Raw genomic sequence first — 20,244 nt, 5'->3', positions numbered from 1 at the left:
ACACATGTTGTTAGTTATTAACATTAAATTGTTAATAACTTATTTCGATCTATCATCTGTTACACGGTAAACAAACTCTTTAATTTTTACTTTCCTAGTAATGAGAAATTTAGCTATTTTTTTTATAAAAGGATATATTTTTCTTTTTAGACAACTTTAATTTGATATAACTTAGTTGGTGTACATAATACAGCCTTAGTGTTGTGTATACATTACCAATTTAAACCGATTAAATTAAATAACGGTCTTGTTTAATAGACTATTGGTATACTTCCAATAGAAACAACCTGTTTACCTAATTTAATTAACATCAACTATTTTAAACCAAACTAAAAAATTATGAGCAATCTTAATTTAGGTCAACAGCAATGGAAGAAAGCCTTTTGGATGGGAGCTATCGTCTCTTTATCTACAATTTGCCAATCACCAGTGCTTGCAAATCCAAAGAGTTTAACTTTTATGAGTTCGACTCAGGAAAAGATTTCAGTTAGTGGCATAGTCACTAATACAGATGATGGTTCACCGATTGCGGGGGTCACTGTATCTGTTGTCGGGACAAATGTCGCTACCAAGACAAATCAAAAAGGGGAGTACGTTTTGACAAATGTTCCAAGTGACGGAAAGTTGAATTTTCGAATGATCGGAATGACTTCTACAGATGAAGAAGTTAAAGGAAGAACCAGTATTATGGTGAGTCTCGTTAGTTCCAACGCCAATCTAGAAGAAGTGGTTGTGGTTGGTTATGGGGTGCAAAAGAAGGAAACTGTTACAGGATCTGTAGTCGCTGTAAAAGGTTCTGAACTATCAAAGTCACCAGCTCTAAATGTTTCCAATGCCTTAGCAGGCCGGGTACCGGGGGTAATTGCGACGAATGGATCTGCGGAACCCGGCTATGATGGATCAACTATAAGTATCCGCGGAACCAATACCTTAGGAAATTCGAGCCCACTAATTGTTATTGATGGAATTCCGGCACGCCAAGGCGGTTTCGAACGATTAAATCCAGCAGATATTGATAATATTTCAGTTTTAAAAGATGCCTCTGCAGCCATTTATGGTGCCAGAGCGGCAAATGGAGTTATTTTGGTAACGACAAAAAGGGGAACAAACGGAAAACCTAAATTATCGTATAATTTTAATAAAGGATTTTCGCAACCGACGGTCATTCCAAAATTGACAGATGCTGTTGAATATTCCGAATTGCGAAACGAACTCGAGATTTATAAATTACCGGTAGCAGAGTGGGCTGCAGCACAAAATGCCTTCAGAACGACCGGAACTTTTATCCGTCCAAACAGTACAGCCGTTTCCGCTCCTTTTACACCAGAAGATGTTCAATTATTTAAAGATGGCAGTGATCCGTGGGGACATCCTAATACAGATTGGTATGGGGAAACCTTAAAGAATTGGTCTCCTCAAGAGAAGCATAATGTACAGATTACCGGAGGAAATGATGCGGTGAAATATCTAACCTCAATTGGATATCAGAATCAAGATGCCTACTATAAAAAATCTGCAACCGGATATAAGCAATATGACTTAAGAATTAACTTGGATGCCAAGATAAGTAAATACATCACAACCAAATTTGGAGTTTTAGGGCGTCAAGAAAATAGAAATTTCCCAACTAAAGGAGCCGGCACTATTTTTAGAATGTTGATGCGGGGTAATCCTACACAACCTGCTTATTGGCCAAATGGAATGCCTGGGCCTGACATTGAAAATGGTGAAAATCCTGTGGTGATCACGACTAACGAAACAGGTTATGAACGCGATAAAAGATATTACTTTCAAACCAATGGACAGATTGATATTACAATTCCTTGGATAGAAGGCTTGAAGTTTTCTGGTAATGCAGCTGTCGATAAATACATTAAGAAAATTAAACGTTGGGAGACGCCGTGGTACCTGTATACTTGGCAAGGAGCTTATGAAGCTGATGGAGTAACTCCACAATTGGTACCTGGCAAAAGAGGTCCGGCAGATCCACGACTAAACCAATCTGATGAAGATCAGTTGAATATTTTGCTGGGCGGTGTTCTGACTTATGATAAGGTCATAGGTGATCACACGTTCAATATACTAGCAGGGGTAAACAGAGAAACAATCCAAAATGATAACTTCTCCGCTTATCGACGTTATTTCTTGTCAGATAACATTGATTATTTATTTGCTGGTGGTGATGCTGAGAAGAATAATGATGGTAGTGCATGGCAGCGAGCAAGATTGAATTATTTTGGAAGGATCAATTACAATTATAAATCGAAATATATTGCTGAGTTGCTATGGCGTTATGATGGTTCTTATATGTTCCCTCAGAAAACGCGTTACGGATTTTTTCCTGGCGCAATGTTGGGATGGGTAGCATCTGAAGAAAAGTTTTGGAAAGATAATATTAAAGTCGTCAATTATTTTAAGGTCCGTGCTTCTTACGGGCAGATGGGTAATGATAATGTTGAATATGATAATGTTCTTCAAGAATATCAATATTTCTCAACATATAAATTTGGGTCCTATATTCTTGGAGATGAAATGATTAAAACCTTGTATGAAAGCCGTGTTCCAAATAATTTCATTACTTGGGAGGTTGCTAACAATTATAATTTAGGTATTGATGCACAACTTTTAGGAGGCAAGATTAATTTTGAGTTTGATGTTTTTAAAAATAGACGAAATTCAATCCTATGGAGACGGAATGCATCTATTCCTCAAAGTACGGGTATGACGTTACCTGCTGAAAATATCGGCAAAGTCGATAACAAAGGATGGGAGTTCAATTTAGGTTATCGCGATCAGAAAGGCGATTGGGGATATAGTGCTTCCATCAATGGTGGGTATGCTAAAAATAAAATTGTATTCTGGGACGAAGCTGCTGGAGCACCAGCTTGGCAGCAGACAACTGGTAGAGTGATCAATTCTGGTCTATATTATCAATATGATGGCGTATTTAAGAGTCAGGAAGAGATCAATTCTAATACCTTGGATTATTCGGCAATTACAAATAATCTTCGTCCTGGGGATATGAAATATAAGGATTATGATGGTGATGGAAAGATTACTCCGGATGATCGTGTGCGAACAAATAAGAATACCAATCCAACTTTTCAAGGGGGTTTGAATCTGGGATTACGATATAAGAATTTTGATCTATCCATCTTATTTCAAGGAGCTATGGGTGGCGAAGTGCGTATTGCTACAGATGAATCTGGTGCAATTGGTAATTACTTACACGAATTTTATGAAAATAGATGGACGATCGATAATCCTAGTTCTGTGCATCCGCGTATTACAGATCGTTCTGATCAGTATTATTCCAGTGGCAATACTTATTGGTTACATTCAAACAATTACCTGCGTTTAAAAAATGTGGAAATTGGTTATAATTTAAGTGCAAAACTTGTGGAGCGCTTAGGTATTTCAAGTTTCAGAGTTTATGCGAGCGGTATGAATTTAGTTACTTGGTCCAAATTGAAAATGTACGATCCCGAGTCGACTAATACCTTGGGACATTACTATCCTCAGGCTCGATTAATCAACACAGGGATACTTTTATCTTTTTAATTCGCTATCTTATGAAAACAATAAAATTATTTTATATACCGATTTCTGCATTATTATTTACGGGGTTACTTGCCAGTTGTAATGATGATTTTGTTAATACAAAACCACTGGCAGAGGTTCCAAAAGAGCTTGTCTGGACAGATGCTGGACTAGCGCAGGCATTTGTAAATGATCTATATAATGGATTTGGACAGGGAGGTTTTAACGAACAGATGTTAGCCTCGTTGACAGACGAGTCCATGTTTACCCATCCGGGTAGAGGAATCAATACCATTACGGAGAGTAGATCCAATCCAGCGGATCAGGGATGGATTGTTGATTCATATGAGTATGGAAACATGTACAAGCGTATCCGCGCCACTAATATTGCGATTGAAAATCTTATTACGCCAAAATTTAATAATGAAGCGCTAGCGAAACAGATGTTGGGAGAGGCTTATTTCTTAAGAGCCTATTACTATCAGCAACTTTTGCGTTTCTATGGTGCAATTCCATTGATTACCAAGATTTATACGCTTGAAGATACGGATTATACTGCTGCTCGAAATACGTATGAAGAATGCGTCAATTTCATTGTTAAAGATTGCGAACAGGCAGCTACTTTATTGAGTGGGGTGGCAAAAGTAGATGGTCGTACCAGTGAGGCTGCAGCTTTAGCTCTAAAAGCTCGTGTGTTACTTTATGCTGCTTCCGATTTGCATGATGTACCAACGGCAAAGACCAAATCTTCAACTATATCGGCATATGCTAACCCAGAACTGTTAGGTTATGTATCTGGAAATCGTACAGAGAGATGGCAAAAAGCTAAAGCAGCAGCAAAGGCGGTGCTGGATAAATCTGAACTGGCATATAAATTAAACTTATCAGAACCGGTTTCCCCTTCAGAAGGGAGAGCAAATTATATCGCTTTAGCGATGGGGGGTAATTCAAAAATTGCCGATGCTGATGCAAAACGGGATTTAATTTTAGGAAGATTCTTTAATGACTTGAAAGATGAAGGTGGTGCTTATGTAGGGCGTAACAATGGACCTAATGGCTATCATAACTGGGCAGGAAATAGTCCTACGCAATTACTGGTAGATGATTATGAGACATTGTCCGGTGAAAAATTTAATTGGAATAATTCTGTTCACGCAGCAAACATATATACCAATCGTGATCCTCGCCTTGGAGCTTCAATATTATATGACGGTGCTACTTGGAAACCAAGAACAGATGATGTTAAGAAGAGAGATCCTGCGAATCAAATCCAAACAGGTCAATATGAGGTAATCAATGATAAGGGAGCGAAAGTCATCCAGTATGGGTTAGATACGCGTAATTCTCCGGTTGAAGATTGGAATGGTAGTTATACGGGATATTATATGCGTAAGTTTGTTGATGCGGATCCTGCGATTGTTGATCAAAATACCAGACAACGTGTGCCGTGGCCAGTACTTCGTTATACTGAGGCCGTACTGAATTATGCAGAAGCTTGTCTTGAATTGGGAGAGGATGCTGAAGCACGTACATGGCTCAATAAAATTCGGTTCAGATCCGGAATGCCTGCAATTGATAACGATGAATCTGGGCAAAAATTAAAAGATCGGTACCGTAATGAAAGACGTGTTGAATTGGCTTATGAGGAACACCGCTTCTTTGATACACGCCGTTGGATGAATGCTAAAGAAACAATAGGAAGACAAGTTACTTTAATTAATATTTTTGGGACTTTAAAAGCGGGTAAGCTTGTGAGTCTTTACCAATATAATACAGACAATTATAGCTACTCTTATAAAGTGAATACAATTGCACCTGGGATAGAAAATAGAAATTGGTTGGATAAAATGTACTTCATATCCATTCACCGAGATGAAATGAATAGAAATACCAAGTTGATTCAAAACCCGGGTTACTAGTTTTAATTACCTAATTAATAAAATGGGGTTATCTTGAGTAAGTCATGACTTTAATTATAAAAGTTTCATCGTGCTTATTTGAGATAACCTTTTTCTGTCTTAAAATAAATGAATGCGAACCAATTGTTCCCATTCGTCATCAAGTGAGCCTATAAATTCCGATTTCTTCGCACGGTTATACCAGTAGCGAGCATTCCAAAGATCTTTTTCTTTGCGGTGTAGGTAAGCATGCACATGTGCCGATTTGGAATCTTGTAGATGATCGATTAAATCATGGGCTTTTTGCCAATCACCTTTTTTATCCCACCAAAGTGATTCGAGCCATATAGAAAGTTCAGACGGAGGAACTGCCAATACGGTGGAAGATGAAAATTTTTCAAATGTTAACATGCTTCTAAAATAGCGAATAATGTCAACATAAAAGGGTGATTTTATTAAAATCACCCTTTTATGTTATTTAAATCTGCTTGCTAATGCGGCTAATTTTGAAGCCATATCAGTCTCAGGTTCTTTTTCTTTTCGCTCTTTATTGTGAAAACTTTTTGGCTCACGCTTCTGTTTTGGTGATGAGGTTGCTTCATTTGTTTTCATAGAAAGGCCGATACGATTTCTTTTCTCATCAATTTCGGTTACTGTAACCTCTACATGTTGTTGTACTTTTACGACTTCGTGCGGATCAGAAATAAAACGGTTCGACAGTTGGCTCAAATGTACCAGTCCATCTTGGTGAACGCCAATATCAACGAAAGCACCAAAATTAGTAATATTCGTTATGATACCTGGTAATTTCATTCCTACCCTTAAATCCGATACTGCATTTACACCATCAGTAAAAGCGAAAGCTTCGAATTTTTCACGTGGATCCAGTCCTGGTTTTGCCAATTCGGCGATGATATCATTCAGTGTCGGTAGACCAACTTCATCAGAGATATAATTTTTCAATGGTATTGTTTTCCTTAGTTCGGCATTACTCAACAGCTCATGAACACTTGTTTTAAGATCTTTAGCCATTTGCTCGACTAATTTATAGCGTTCAGGATGTACTGCTGATGCATCTAAAGGATTTTCAGCATTGCGGATGCGTAAAAATCCGGCGGCCTGTTCAAAAGCTTTATCTCCCAACCTAGGTACTTTCTTCAATTCACGACGTGATTTGAAAGGTCCGTTTTCTTTTCTGTAATTGATGATTGATTGAGCCAAAGCAGGACCTAAACCAGATACGTAAGCTAGAATTTGTTTTGATGCGGTATTTAATTCAACACCTACATTGTTCACACAGCTCATAACTGTATCGTCTAGTGAGCTCTGTAATTTGTTTTGATCAACGTCATGTTGATATTGTCCTACACCGATCGATTTTGGATCGATTTTCACCAACTCTGCTAGCGGATCCATCAACCTGCGACCAATAGAGACAGCGCCACGCACCGTGATATCCTGATCTGGGAATTCATCTCGTGCAGTTTCTGATGCAGAATAAATAGAAGCGCCACTTTCATTAACCATCACAATAGTAACTTCATCTAGATTCAGTTTACGAATGAAATCTTCTGTTTCCCGACCTGCTGTACCATTGCCGATAGCAATGGCTTCAATATCATATTTTTTTACTAAGTAAGGTATAGTACGCGTTGCTTCTGCCAGACCTCCGGCACCACTATGTGGAAATATAGCCGTATTTTCTAGTAAAGCACCTTGCTGATCCAACACGACAGTTTTACAACCCGTTCTAAATCCAGGATCGATTGCTAAAATTCTTTTCTGTCCCAATGGGGCCGCCAAAAGTAGTTGACGTACATTATCTGCAAATACTTTGATTGCTTCTTCATCCGCTTTCTGACGTGTCAAAACTCGAATTTCAGTTTCCATAGAAGGTTTTAATAGTCTTTTAAAGCTATCTGTTAAGGCTAAGCGAACTTGCGCAGCCGCTTCATTATTCGCTTTGATATAAATGTGGTCAATTGCAGGAATAACTTCTTCTTCAGCAACTTCGATATCCAAATAAAGAAGTTCCTCTTTCTCACCACGTCGCATGGCCAAAACACGATGTGAAGGTGCATTTTTTAATGATTCTGACCATTCGTAATAATCTTTATATTTTAATGCAGCTTCTTCTTTTCCTGGGACTACTCGAGATACAAATTGACCTTTGTCCACAAATATTTTACGCGCTTTATCTCTTACTTCAGCATTTTCAGCAATTGTCTCTGCAATAATATCGCGGGCACCCGATAGTGCCTCCTCGATCGAGTTGACACCTTTTTCTTCATCGATAAGTGATACTGCTAAATCGGTGAAATCTGTACGTTCCTGCGCTAATAGCAGGTCAGCAAGCGGTTGCAATCCCTTTTCTCTGGCCATACTTGCACGTGTTTTACGTTTAGGCTTGTAGGGAAGGTAAATGTCTTCTAGATTTGCCATCGTCTCTACATGCTGGATTTTTAACGCTAGTTCTGGAGTTAATTTTCCTTGATCTGAAATTGATTTTAAGATGGCGTCCCTTCTTTTATCTAAGTCACGTAATTGTTGAATACGGTCACGGATGGTCGTAATTTGTACTTCATCTAGACTGCCCGTCATCTCTTTTCTATAACGTGAGATGAAAGGTACTGTAGCACCTTCATCTAATAATCCGATTGTTGTTTGTACTTGTTTTTCGCTAATCGCTAATTCCTTCGAAACTATAATTTCGTGTGTCATAAATAGGGAATGTAATATTTATTAAAATAGAAAGCTGCTGGAAATAATCCAACAGCTTTATTTGACGATATCTTATTGAAAATAATAGGCTTAAACTTATGCTTCTTTAGAAGGCTCTTCTGCTTTTTTAGCTGGATCAACTGCTGTTTTTTCAACAGATTCAGTTGTATTATCCTCAGTTGCCGCTGTTTGTCCGTTATCTGCAAAATGATCGTTGTAACCATATTGAAAATGGTTTGGCTCTTCACCATATTCAGGCTGACGGCTATACTGCATAGTCCCTTCAGGTGCTGTAAACTGAGGCGTCTTCTTTTCGGATTCTTCTTTATTTTCAGCTTCAGCTTCTTCTTTTACTTTTTGTTCTGCTGCTTGAGCTTCTGCCAAAGGATTTTCCTCTATTTTTAAATCAATGTCTTTTTCGAAATTATTAATTTGATCGGAAATTTCTCTTTTGATACCTTCTGAAGCATCTTTAAACTCTCTGATCCCACGCCCTAGACCTCTTGCCAATTCAGGAAGTTTTTTACCCCCAAATAATAAAAGAGCGATAACCAGAATTAACATCATTTCTGATGTTCCTATGTTAAGAAATGCAAATATTTGACTGTACATTTTACTATCGTTTTAATAAATTATAAATGCTAAGTTACAGCAATATTTTAAAAATGAAATAGTGTTTAAGGAAATATTAACATTTCAATTGTAAAAATTTAGTGTGCTAATTTGACATTTTCATTATGATTTATTGATAGATAAGAAATGTAGGATTGGGAAAAATCTCGTACTTTTGGAATCTTTTCAAATTAAGTAGCGGGAAAATATGTTGAAGCGATTAAAATCTTACAAGCCTTATTATTGGAGCACTTTTATACTGGCAGGACCAGTTGTGATCTCTCAACTTGGTCATACCATGGTACATATGGCAGACAGTGTCATTGTAGGGCATTTTGCAGGTACAGTTCCTTTGGCTGCGGTATCATTGGTCAATGCGGTCTTTATGGTCGTTATGGTTATTGGTTTGGGTATTGCTTACGGAATTACCCCATTAATTGCGCAGGAAAATGGACGTGGTAATAAAGAAGAATGTGCCAAGTTGCTTTCGAATAGTATTTGGATGAATGCCATAGCAGGGATACTCTTATTTTGCCTCGTATATTTTGGTTCTATGTTGGCTATTGATCATCTAGACCAAGATCCTGCGGTGGTAAAAGAGGCGAAACCTTATTTACTTATTCTGAGTTTATCTATTTTTCCTTTGATGATTTTCAGTGCATTTAAGCAATTTGCTGAAGGTTTAGGTTTTACTAAACAAGCCATGAATATTACCATATGGGGCAATGTTCTCAACATTATCTTGGCCGTTATTTTTGTTAAAGGAATGTTTGGTATCAAACCTATGGGAGTCAGTGGGGTAGGATACAGTACGTTGATCGACCGTATTATGATGATGGTCGTCATGTTGTTCTATGTTATGAAATCTTCTTATTTTCAGCCTTATATCAGTAAATTTAAACTATGGGCTGTTGATCTTATCCGGGTTCGAAAAATCTTAAAAATAGGAGCACCTGTTGCCATGCAATATGTCTTTGAAATCGGCGCATTTGCAGGGGCCTCATTGATTGCTGGTACTATTGGTGCTGTTGAGCAAGCTTCACATCAGGTTGCTATTCAATTAGCTGCTATGACTTATATGATGGCAAGTGGAATTGCGGCGGCTGCAACTATTAAAACAGGGAATAGCTTTGGTAACAAAAACTTCTTTCGTTTACAGCGTTTTGCAGTTTCCTCTTATCAATTGGTTTTAGTATTTATGACACTGACGGCTTCACTTTTTGCTATCTTTAATAACTACCTTCCTTTTATTTTTACACAGGACATGGCAGTCGTTACTATTGCAGCTCATTTGTTGATTATAGCTGGATTATTTCAGCTTTTTGATGGAACTCAGGTTGTAGGTTTAGGCATATTAAGAGGTATGGGGGATGTCAATATCCCGACATTAATCACTTTTATTGCCTATTGGATCATCGGATTGCCAAGTGGATATTTTATGGGAGTTCATTTAGGAATGGGCGTAGAAGGAATCTGGTATGGTTTAACTTTGGGCTTGCTCACATCGTCTGTTTTATTATACTGGCGTTACCGTATTGTAATTCATAAACATTTGAATGCTTAGCATAACAAAAAGGCTTCTTTTAATTTAAAAGAAGCCTTTTTGTTATGCTATAAAACGTTAGATTTCGCGATTAATATCCCAGTTCTCTAAATAATCGGCCACTCTTTTCAAAAATGTTCCTCCCAATGCTCCATCTATGACACGATGATCATAAGATAGCGAAAGATACATCATCTGTCTGATACCAATTAGATCACCATGTTCTGTTTCAATAACAGCAGGTTTCTTTTTAATAGTACCAACGGCCAGAATAGCTGCTTGAGGCTGATTGATAATGGGGGTACCCATGATATTTCCAAAAGCACCAATATTAGTAAAGGTAAATGTCCCACCTTGGGTATCATCAGGTTTTAACTTGTTAGCACGTGAGCGATTAGCCAGATCATTGACAGATTTGCTAAGTCCCACTAAGCTTAATTGATCTGCATTTTTGATTACAGGAACAATTAGATTACCATTTGGAAGTGCGGCGGCCATTCCAATATTGATATTTTTCTTTTTGATAATATGATTCCCATCAACAGAAATATTAACCATAGGGAAGTCTTTTAGCGCTTTAGCGATTGCTTCAATAAAAATAGGAGTGAAGGTAATATTTTCGCCATCTCTCTTTTTATACACCTCTTTCGCCTTATTGCGCCAGTTGACCAAATTAGTAACATCTGCTTCCACAAAAGAACATACATGTGGTGAAGTCTGTACACTTTTCACCATATGATCTGCGATGATCTTGCGCATACGGTCCATCTCGATGATTTCATCCCCGCCTGAATTTATAGTATGAGCAGTTTCAACTGGAATTGCAGCATACTGTTCTTTTTTCTCGGGAACAACAGTTGCTACTAGTTGAGGTGCACTAGTATAATCAGTGCCAGTCTGCTCTCTTTTGCGTGTTACATATTTTAAAATATCTTCTTTTGTTACACGTCCCTCAGAACCTGTTCCAACAACCTGATCTAACTCTTGTTGACTTAAGCCTTCATGAGAAGCTATATTTTTGACTAAAGGAGAATAGAATCTAATTCCATTATGAATGCTGGACTGATGATTTTCAATAGCAGGTTGAATCTGATTTAATCCTGGTATTTCTATTTTTTTATCTTCAATCTGAATCGTAGTCGGAGTAACTTCTATTTTGTCTTGATTTTTCTCTAATGCTGATTGTGTATCTACTGTTGGAGATTCTATTCCATCTTGGTCACCTTCGATCTCAATAATGGCAATTATATCACCTACTTGTGCAACTTGATCAATTGAAAAAAGTTGTTCTTTTAATATTCCTTTTACTGGAGAAGGTACATCCGAATCGACTTTATCAGTTGCTATTTCTAAAATTGCTTCATCTTCACTAATGGTATCACCTGGTTGTTTTAACCATTTTGTTACAGTAGCTTCAGATACACTTTCCCCCATTTTAGGAAGTAATAATTTATATAATGCCATAATAATTCAACTGCAATCCTTTTAAATACTAAGTTAGTTATTTTAAGGTTTATATTTTACAAAGTAAAATATAATTTTTGATAAATCAATTTTTGCGGAATAATATTTTACAAATCAATACCTATCTGATGTTCTTTGACAAGTAATTGCCAAAGCATGAAAAGCGCTAATTGTCTGGTTCGTTCGATATTTATTGTTCTGTCATTTTGAAATTGGAACTTTCTGGCAATGGTTTCTTTTTCACCGGCAATTGCGATCCAAACTGTACCTACCGGCTTTTCGGGAGTACCTCCTGTTGGCCCTGCAATTCCACTGGTTGCAACCGCGTAGTTTGTCTCAAATTTATGTTTAGCACCTTGAGCCATTTCAATAACAGTCTGTTCACTTACTGCTCCGTATTGACTCAGTGTTTCTTCTTTAACATCCAAAAGCTGTTGCTTTAGCTTATTCGAATAAGGAACGGTACCACCCACATACATCGCACTACAGCCAGGCACTGCAGTGATCATAGCGGCAAGACTGCCTCCAGTACAGCTTTCTGCTGTTGTTAACGTTAATTGGTGACGAATAAATTTCTGAATTAAAAACTTTTCTATTGAGGTGTCATGATTTGCAATGACATGATCAGCAAGTCTGTCGATCAGCTTACTTCCGAATTCTTTTGTTTCTTTTGTAATGTCGTCTTTATGAGATCCAGTTCCCGATAGCCGTAACCTAACAAAGGCTAGGGTGGGCAAGTATGCGAGTTTAATATGTGCAGGTAATTCTGATTCTAGATCCGCTATTTTTTCAGCGAGATAAGATTCACCAATTCCTCCAACGATAATATTTTCTTGCGCCAGATAGGTTGTGTTATCTTGTTTGCATAGTATGGGTAATACTTGTGTATTCATGAGATGTTTCATTTCAAAAGGAACACCAGGCATAAAGATATAGGTGGTAGCACCTTTTTTTATGAGCATACCCGGAGCAGTACCGTATTGATTGAACAGGATAGTACATCCTTTTAACACATCCGCTTGCTGTCTGTTGATTTCCAGCATCTCTTTTCCACGAGCTTCAAAAAATTGCGTTACATGCTGTAAGACTTTTTCATCGCGTTGTAGGAAAGTATCAAAATACTTCGCCGCGGTTTGCTTGGTTATATCATCTTTCGTAGGACCTAATCCCCCTGTAATGAGTACAACATCCGCCTGATCCTGACTATTGGATAATGCATTGAAAATAGCTTCCTCTTTGTCCGAGATCGAAAGTATCTGTATTACGGAAATATTATTGTTTTGAAGCTGAGTCGCTATCCAGGCTGAATTGGTATCAATAATTTGACCGATCAGGATTTCATCCCCTATGGTTATAATTTGTGCTTTCATGGATATATAATAAAAGAGACGTACTGTTGTTGGGAGCAAAAGCTACGAAATTTCAACGTTGAATCTTTTAGGTCAATTAAAAATATTAAAAAAAAGCAGTTATTAAAAATAACTGCCACCTGAACTATTCCTTTTCGAAAGTTTTAAATCTTGCAGGATTGAAGATTTAGCTCTTATCGTAATGTTATAACTTTGGTATCTTCCAAAAGGTGTCCATCCAATTGCCATATCCCAACAGTGAAGGTCTCTATAGATATTAAACTGTGTCAACGATATTTCTTTTGCTTTTAGATCGTAGCCCGAGTTAAAGGTCACTTTCCATTTCGGCGTTAAACTAAAATCACCATGAATATTTACCGTACTCGTGATGGTCGAAACATGACCTGGCTTTGAATATTGGAAACTAAATGATCCGGCTAAGTTCCAAGGTATATTGAAGTTCACAAACGCATTTGGGTCCGCACTGATACGGGATAGAGCCTGTGCCTGTTCTGGGGTCATATTAGCTCCCATTTGGTTACGTAAAGAATCGATGTTATTATTTCTATTTTTTGAGGCCTTTGGATTGAAACTATAATCAAATGAAAGACCGAAATTGGTCAAACGTGCAAGTTTACCGTCACTGAACATATATTTGTTATAGCGTTGTCCTGCTTGATCAATTGCATAGGGATCTAGTGTCCCGTTGAAGTTAATATTTATTTTTTCACCAAATACAGCAGTTCTTCCCGAGAAAGAGATGGGTGATAATTTCATGGAATCGGCCACAAAATTGTAGTTTCCACTAAATGATAAACCTTGTAGGATCGGAATTTTCTTAAATCCACCATCTGTCGTATCCGATTTACTTTTTACTTTAGCTTCGATATTATTATCAACAGAGAAACCTATTCCCATGGATTTTCCAGCTGAAGGTGAGCCGTATACATTATCCTGGAAAATGGAGTACTGGTTTAGCATACCATATTGATCGACATACTTTTTATAGAAGCCATATTTCGAATCGGAAAAATCAGGTCTGTAGTTTAAATTGACAGATGGGGTGATGACATGCCTTATAGCCTGTATTTTACCGATTTTTGGATACATACCATAGATTTTGGTAGATACCCCGGTTGATACAGAATAATCATAAGCCCTTTTAAATCCTTGTACTGTATCTTTGGCAGGAACATAACCCTCTTTCGTATTTTCCATTCGTTGCCGGGTACTCTGTAAATACCATCTCTCCGTGTAATTTACACTTGTATTAAATTGGAAATGACTAGCATTTAAAGATAAACTGATCGGTATATTATGTTGAAAACCGTTTGTAAACTCTTTTAATGTTTCTTTTCTAAAAATCCTAGATTCGTTGGTGTTCAGGGTGTTGGTTCCCTGTAAGCTATAACCGACATTGATTCGTTGGAACCATTTTTGTTCTCCCACGCGTTCTTTTGAATCAAAAGGATTGAAAGAAGAAACGTTTAAACTAAAATTTGGAAGTTGTAACTGAATATCACCTTTATTCATGTCCTGACGATGACTTAAAGTCGAAGTAAAGTTGACTTTTCCATCGGCATATACACGTCCATAGCTAATAGAAGAAGACATGTTGTTTTTGGTGATATCATTAAAATTATTGGTACCGTTAACACCCGTATTTTGAAAATATGATCCAGTTCCAAAATTTACATTCGCAGAAAAAGATGTTCCAGGATTTGCTTCCTGTCGCTGTGTATGGTTCCAGGTAACATTAAAATCTTTGTTAGTCCCATAATTATCTGTTCCTTCAACTCCAGCTTTGGTTGAGGCATAACGGATATTGAATCCACCATTGTATTTATAGTTGACCGTATATCTGGTATTGATCGATGCTTCCCATGATCCTTTCGAATATAAGCTTCCTCGAACTTCACTATCCCAATAATCATTGAAAGCTAAATACCAACCGATATCACGCATGGCAAATCCACGGGTATAATCTTCTCCAAATGATGGAAATAAAAAACCTGAAGATCTTTTGTCCGGTTTAGGGAAAAAGGCAAACGGGAAACCGATAAATTTTAAAGGGATGTTCTGTAATACGAGATATGATGGACCTGCGATAATTTGGTTTTTAGTCACAATACCTTTGCTAAGAAAAATCCCGAAGTGTGTGTGTGGTTCTGGAAGATTACAGGTACTATACAGTCCATGATACAACGACATTTCATCGTAAATATTCTTACGCACTACCTTTGCCTGGATATAACCTCCTTCTACATCAGTCATGATTCCATAGGTATTACCTTCTTGTTTTTCGTAATCATATAGGAGGGAGTCGACCGTTTTAGGACTTTCAGCTCCAGTCATTACAATAGGACGCCCTACATACTTGCCATTATGGTCAATAATACCTGACGCAAATATTTGTTTTTTATTTCGGTCTAATCGAATATAATCGGCAGATAATTCAAAATCTTGATACTTAACTTTAGCACCTCTATATAAGTGACTTATATTTTTATCGACTTCCGTACGTTGTGAATCTCTGGCGATGATACTGACCTCCGCCTGCAATCCACCCTTATTTTTGGTACTGTCTTTGCCGATAATTGTAGAATCTCGTTTAACACGAACGGAATCAGTTGTTCCTTTGACCGAAACAGAGTCTTTTAGACTCTTTGACGTTGTCTTTACGGGGGTTTTTTCTTGCGAAAATGTTGTAGAAACACTTAGCGAAAGAATAAGAAATATTGTTAAAATGTGTGTTAACGACTTCAAAATTAAAGACAAATGTTATTTTTGTAAAAATATTTAAACTAAGCTTGACAAAATTAGTCAAAAACAAATAGAAAGTGATGTTTTTTAACGAGATTAACATTTCCTATTTTTGTACCACAATATTACTCATTACATTTTGTTATTAAATTACAGAAATCAAAAAAAATATACATGAAATTAGATTTGAATATTAGAAAGCGGAAACTTATATTTTTTTTAGCTCCAGCGATTTTTCTATTTATGGTTTTGACGAGTGCTACTCCTCCAAGCAATACTATTTCTAAAGCACATGTTACTCCTCCCCAGGATTATCAAATTAAAACAATTGTGATTGATGCCGGTCACGGTGGGAGGGATTCTGGAGCAAAAGGATCACGTTCTTTGGAAAAGAATATAGCTTTAGAGGTGGCTTTGAAATTAGGTAAAGAAATCGAAAGACAGTTGCCTGGAGTACGCGTAATGTTTACCCGTAGAACAGATGAGTTTATTGATTTATATAAGCGTATTCGAATGGCTAATGCGGCGAAGGCTGATATTTTTATATCGATTCACTGTAATTCTGCACCAGGAAGATCGTCAAGAGGTACAGAAACAATTGTATCGGGCTCACATCGCTTAGGCGAACAAACTGCCGCAATTCGTGAAAATGCATCCCTATTATTAGAGGAGAATTATAAAGAAAATTATCAGGGATTTGACCCGAAAGATCCAGAAAGTTACATCATCTTCTCTTTGATGAAAAATCAATACCGCGAGAAAAGTGTCAAATTAGCAAATCTGATGCAACAGGAATATGTCAAATCAGGAAGAGTAAGCCGGGGGATTCTGGAGCAGGGATTGGCAGTATTAGCAGAAGCAGGAATGCCAGCGGTTTTGACCGAAATTGGTTTTGTAAATAATCGTGCAGAAGAAGACTATATGCTATCGGATGAAGGACAAAGTGAGATCGTACAAAACTTAGTCTCAGCAATCAGCACATTCAAAAAAAGCGTAGAAAGATAAACTTATTTGCCATTGTCTTGTTTAAATGATAAATTGAGTTCAATAAAAACACCTTAAGGAAATATTATTTTGAAAATATCAAACGAGACTAAAGTCGGAATTTTAGCTGTAATAGCAGTAACATTATTATTTATAGGATATAGCTTTTTAAAAGGCAATGATGTATTTAGCAGTGATAATACCTATTATACATCTTATCAGGCAGTGGATGGTCTTACTGCCTCTAAGCCTGTATTAGTGAACGGATATCAGATTGGCCGCGTTTCTAAGATGACATTGCAACCAGATGGAAGCATTCTGACAGAATTTAAAATTAAAGCCGAATACAAAGTTCCGAAAAATACCGTTGCACGTATAGCAAGTACAGATCTCCTGGGTGGAAAAGCAATTGTATTTGATATGGGCAACAGTACAGAAATGGCTAAAGATGGTGAAATATTAGCTTCAGGTATTCAGGCGAATATAATGGACAAAGTTGAGCCTATTCAAAAAAGAGTTGAAACCATCACCATAAAATTAGATTCTGTACTAACAGTTGTCAATTCTGTTTTGGACGATCAATTTCAAGAAGACTTTAAGCAAAGTGTTCATAGTATTTCAACATCTTTAAAAAATGTGGAGCTCATTACGAAAGATGTAGAAGGCCTGGTTGGTTCGGAACGTAAAAGATTAACCACGATTATCTCTAATCTTGAAGTTATTACCAATACATTTAAAAATAATAGCGGTCAGATCACGGCTATCATGTCCAATTTGAATACTGTAACAGATAAAGCAGCTAAATTAGATTTCCAACAAACTATGGATAAAGCTAATATGGCTATGACTGACTTCCAAACAATAGTAGATAAGATCAACAAAGGGCAGGGTTCAATTGGACTACTGATCAATGATAATAAGCTTTATGATAATTTGAATAATGCTTCCGAAAGCCTTGATCACCTTATGAAAGATATTAAAGAGAAGCCGGGAAAATACATTAAGCTTTCCATCTTTGGTAAAAAGGGAGAGCAGGAGAAATAACATTAAAAAGGCTTGAAGTTTACCTTCAAGCCTTTTTAATTTATAAGGTTTCTTTCAGCCATCCGAAAAATTCTCTTTGCCATACCTGAGCATTATGCCCTGATAACACCCAGTGATTTTCGTCTGGTAAATAAACTAATCTACTTTTGATTTTCTTCAATTGCGCAGCCTGAAAAGCACCTAGTCCCTGGCCAATCGGCACGCGGTAGTCATGACCTCCTTGAAAGATTAATATTGGTGTATTCCACTTGTCAACATATTCAGAAGGGTTGAATTCGGTATATGATTTTGCATTTGCTTTATCCCAATAAGGACCGCCTAGTTCATGGTTCGCGAAAAATAATTCTTCTGTCGTACCATACCAACTTCTCATATCGAATAAGCCGTTATGTGCAATTAATGTTTTAAATCTATTTTCATGTACTCCAGCCAGCATATATACTGAATAACCACCATAACTAGCACCGATAGCAGCACGACGTGTTGTATCTACATATTTCTCTTTAGAAATATCATCAATGGCAGATAAATAATCCCTTATAGGCTGTCCGCCCCAATCTTTGGATATTGCTTCATTCCATTTCACTCCCCAGCCAGGCATCCCGCGACGATTTGGAGCGATCACAATATAACCTTGAGAAGCGATAAGCTGTAGATTCCAACGGAATGAGTAAAACTGGGTCAGTGCAGACTGAGGGCCACCTTCGCAATATAAAATCGTTGGGTATTTTTTTGTTGGATCAAAATCTGGCGGATAAATTACCCAAGAAAAAAGATCTTGGCCATCAGAAGCTTTTGTAATTCTGGATTCAATTTTATTATCACTGATATGAGCATACATTTTATCATTGACAGTCGTCAATGCCGTTAACGTTTTATTCGCTAAGTCATATTTGTAAATCTCTGTAGCTCTTGTGAATTTTGTTGATGTTACGATCAACTGATTGGCTACCTGTCCCACAATTCCTGTGATATCAAAATTTCCTTCAGAGATTTGTTTAATCGATGCTAAAGATTTGTTTTTTAAATTAGTAGGAACAGTCAGTTCGAAAAGTTGTACGGTACCTTTGGATGGTGCTACAAAATAAATCTTGCGATTGTCCTTGCTCCAAATGAAAGAGTTTACTGTGCCGTCCCAATGTGCAGTTAGATTTAAACGCTGAGATGAGGCTTTATCGAAAATAATGATATCATTTTTATCGGCTTCGTAACCATCTTTTTTCATACTTAGCCAAGTTAACTTAGTTCCATCTGGACTGTAAGTCGGGTTGGTATCATAGCCATTCATACCCTCAGTCAGATTTGTTGTTTGCTTAGAAGTAAGATCATAGCGGTAGATATCCGTATTTGTACTCACGGCATACTCTGTTCCAAACCTTTTTTTACTAACATATAGCACAGCTTTACTATCTGGTGTCCATTCAAAATCTTCAGAACCGCCAAATGGCATTTGAGGACTATAGAAAGGCTCATCCTGCAATAAATCAATTGCTTCGCCAATCTTACCGTTGTTATAGCTGGCTACAAATGGATGATTGAATTTTCCATTATTGAACGTGTCCCAATGACGGTAGTCAAGATTGTCAAAAACATAAGCGTCAGATTTTGGTAAATCAGGATATTTGTCGGTACTGTGATATTTTTTGATTAAAACTGCTTTGCTAAATAAAATATATTGACCATTTGGAGATAGCTTTACATTTTCTAGATCAGTTTCGCTATGTGTCAGTTGTATAGCTTCACCTTTATATCTATTCTTTTTCCAAAGTTGCCCTTTGAACAAGTAAATGATATCGCCATTTTCTGTAATCTGTACGACAGACTCACCGCCCTTTTCACTTGTTAGAGGAGCTGTGTTACCTGTTTCTAATGATAATGTGTAAAGGTTTTTTTCCGAACTGTTTGTTTCTATAGCATAATTAGAGACACCATATACTAAAGTTTTTCCATCTGTTGAAATTCCTTCTCCAGAAACACGGCCTAATTTCCAAAGTGTCTGCGGATCTAATGGTGCTTTTGCGGTGTTTTCCATATTAAGAACCATTTTGGTTTCTTTGTTTTCCTGAGCTATTGATGCCGAAGCGCATAATAAAATGGAAAGCGTTATTAAAGATTTTTTTTTCATAAAGAATACGAATATGAACAGGCAAGATACAAAATCTACGATCATTTAACATATTAAATAAAGTATTAGAGAAAGAAAACAAGGTGAAGGAATTGTTCAGAATGATGCGATATCACTTTGTGTTAAGCTATTGAAGGAAATTGGTGAAATTATGAAATACGATTGTAACGCATTAAAAAAAAGCATAAAGCGGCATAGCAT

At 37.1% G+C, this 20,244-nt stretch carries 12 protein-coding genes; 5 read left to right on the top strand and 7 right to left on the bottom strand.

All coding sequences use genetic code 11. From position 1 onward, the window contains the following. Positions 1-339: 339 nt before the first annotated feature. Both FHR29_RS16580 and FHR29_RS16575 read left to right on the top strand, forming a co-directional pair. Positions 340-3,561, top strand: coding sequence for a TonB-dependent receptor (locus FHR29_RS16580; RefSeq protein WP_221197863.1), 3,222 nt, complete (start codon positions 340-342; stop codon positions 3,559-3,561). 11 nt (positions 3,562-3,572) lie between these two features. Beyond that, on the top strand, positions 3,573-5,459 hold the full coding sequence (locus FHR29_RS16575) for a RagB/SusD family nutrient uptake outer membrane protein (RefSeq protein WP_183915862.1): 1,887 nt from the start codon (positions 3,573-3,575) through the stop codon (positions 5,457-5,459). 99 nt (positions 5,460-5,558) lie between these two features. Here the strand turns inward: FHR29_RS16575 and FHR29_RS16570 are convergent, their stop codons facing one another. From FHR29_RS16570 to FHR29_RS16560, 3 genes are all read right to left on the bottom strand, one after another. Continuing rightward, on the bottom strand, positions 5,559-5,849 hold the full coding sequence (locus tag FHR29_RS16570; RefSeq protein ID WP_021189637.1) for a hypothetical protein: 291 nt from the start codon (positions 5,847-5,849) through the stop codon (positions 5,559-5,561). Positions 5,850-5,912: 63 nt separating this feature from the next. Beyond that, positions 5,913-8,159, bottom strand: coding sequence for a Tex family protein (locus tag FHR29_RS16565; RefSeq protein ID WP_132844644.1), 2,247 nt, complete (start codon positions 8,157-8,159; stop codon positions 5,913-5,915). Positions 8,160-8,255: 96 nt separating this feature from the next. Then, a complete protein-coding gene (locus tag FHR29_RS16560) occupies positions 8,256-8,771 on the bottom strand; it encodes a twin-arginine translocase TatA/TatE family subunit (protein ID WP_168128340.1) in 516 nt (171 codons plus the stop codon). Between the two features lie 208 nt (positions 8,772-8,979). Here FHR29_RS16560 and FHR29_RS16555 point away from each other — a divergent pair, with 208 nt between their 5' ends. Then, positions 8,980-10,335 (top strand): MATE family efflux transporter, encoded by a 1,356-nt coding sequence (locus FHR29_RS16555; RefSeq protein WP_183915860.1) that lies wholly within the window; start codon positions 8,980-8,982, stop codon positions 10,333-10,335. 57 nt (positions 10,336-10,392) lie between these two features. On the opposite strand, the gene FHR29_RS16550 is transcribed toward FHR29_RS16555, so the two are convergent. The 3 genes from FHR29_RS16550 to FHR29_RS16540 form a co-directional block, all read right to left on the bottom strand. Continuing rightward, positions 10,393-11,778, bottom strand: a complete 1,386-nt coding sequence (locus tag FHR29_RS16550; RefSeq protein ID WP_183915858.1) for a dihydrolipoamide acetyltransferase family protein — start codon at positions 11,776-11,778, stop codon at positions 10,393-10,395. A 107-nt stretch (positions 11,779-11,885) separates the two neighbouring features. Next, positions 11,886-13,148 (bottom strand): competence/damage-inducible protein A, encoded by a 1,263-nt coding sequence (locus FHR29_RS16545; RefSeq protein ID WP_183915856.1) that lies wholly within the window; start codon positions 13,146-13,148, stop codon positions 11,886-11,888. 102 nt (positions 13,149-13,250) lie between these two features. Then, positions 13,251-15,893: a putative LPS assembly protein LptD gene (locus FHR29_RS16540; protein WP_221197862.1), complete on the bottom strand. Its 2,643-nt coding sequence runs from the start codon at positions 15,891-15,893 to the stop codon at positions 13,251-13,253. Positions 15,894-16,064: 171 nt separating this feature from the next. On the opposite strand from FHR29_RS16540, the gene FHR29_RS16535 reads away from it, so the two are divergent. Further along, the gene (locus FHR29_RS16535; protein WP_260292163.1) at positions 16,065-16,895 is read left to right on the top strand and encodes an N-acetylmuramoyl-L-alanine amidase; all 831 of its coding nucleotides are present in this window, start codon (positions 16,065-16,067) and stop codon (positions 16,893-16,895) included. Positions 16,896-16,964: 69 nt separating this feature from the next. Next, entirely contained in the window at positions 16,965-17,918 is a 954-nt protein-coding gene (locus FHR29_RS16530; protein WP_183915854.1) for an MlaD family protein, read from the top strand. 40 nt (positions 17,919-17,958) lie between these two features. On the opposite strand, the gene FHR29_RS16525 is transcribed toward FHR29_RS16530, so the two are convergent. Then, positions 17,959-20,043 carry a S9 family peptidase gene (locus FHR29_RS16525; protein ID WP_183915852.1) on the bottom strand — a complete coding sequence of 695 codons (2,085 nt, stop codon included), beginning with the start codon at positions 20,041-20,043 and terminating at the stop codon, positions 17,959-17,961. Between the last annotated feature and the right edge of the window lie 201 nt (positions 20,044-20,244).

The sequence above is a fragment of the Sphingobacterium sp. JUb56 genome, assembly GCF_014191365.1.
Taxonomy (GTDB): domain Bacteria; phylum Bacteroidota; class Bacteroidia; order Sphingobacteriales; family Sphingobacteriaceae; genus Sphingobacterium; species Sphingobacterium anhuiense.
Note: the sequence above shows the minus strand (reverse complement) of the source record. Positions and strands in the feature narration are given on the sequence as shown.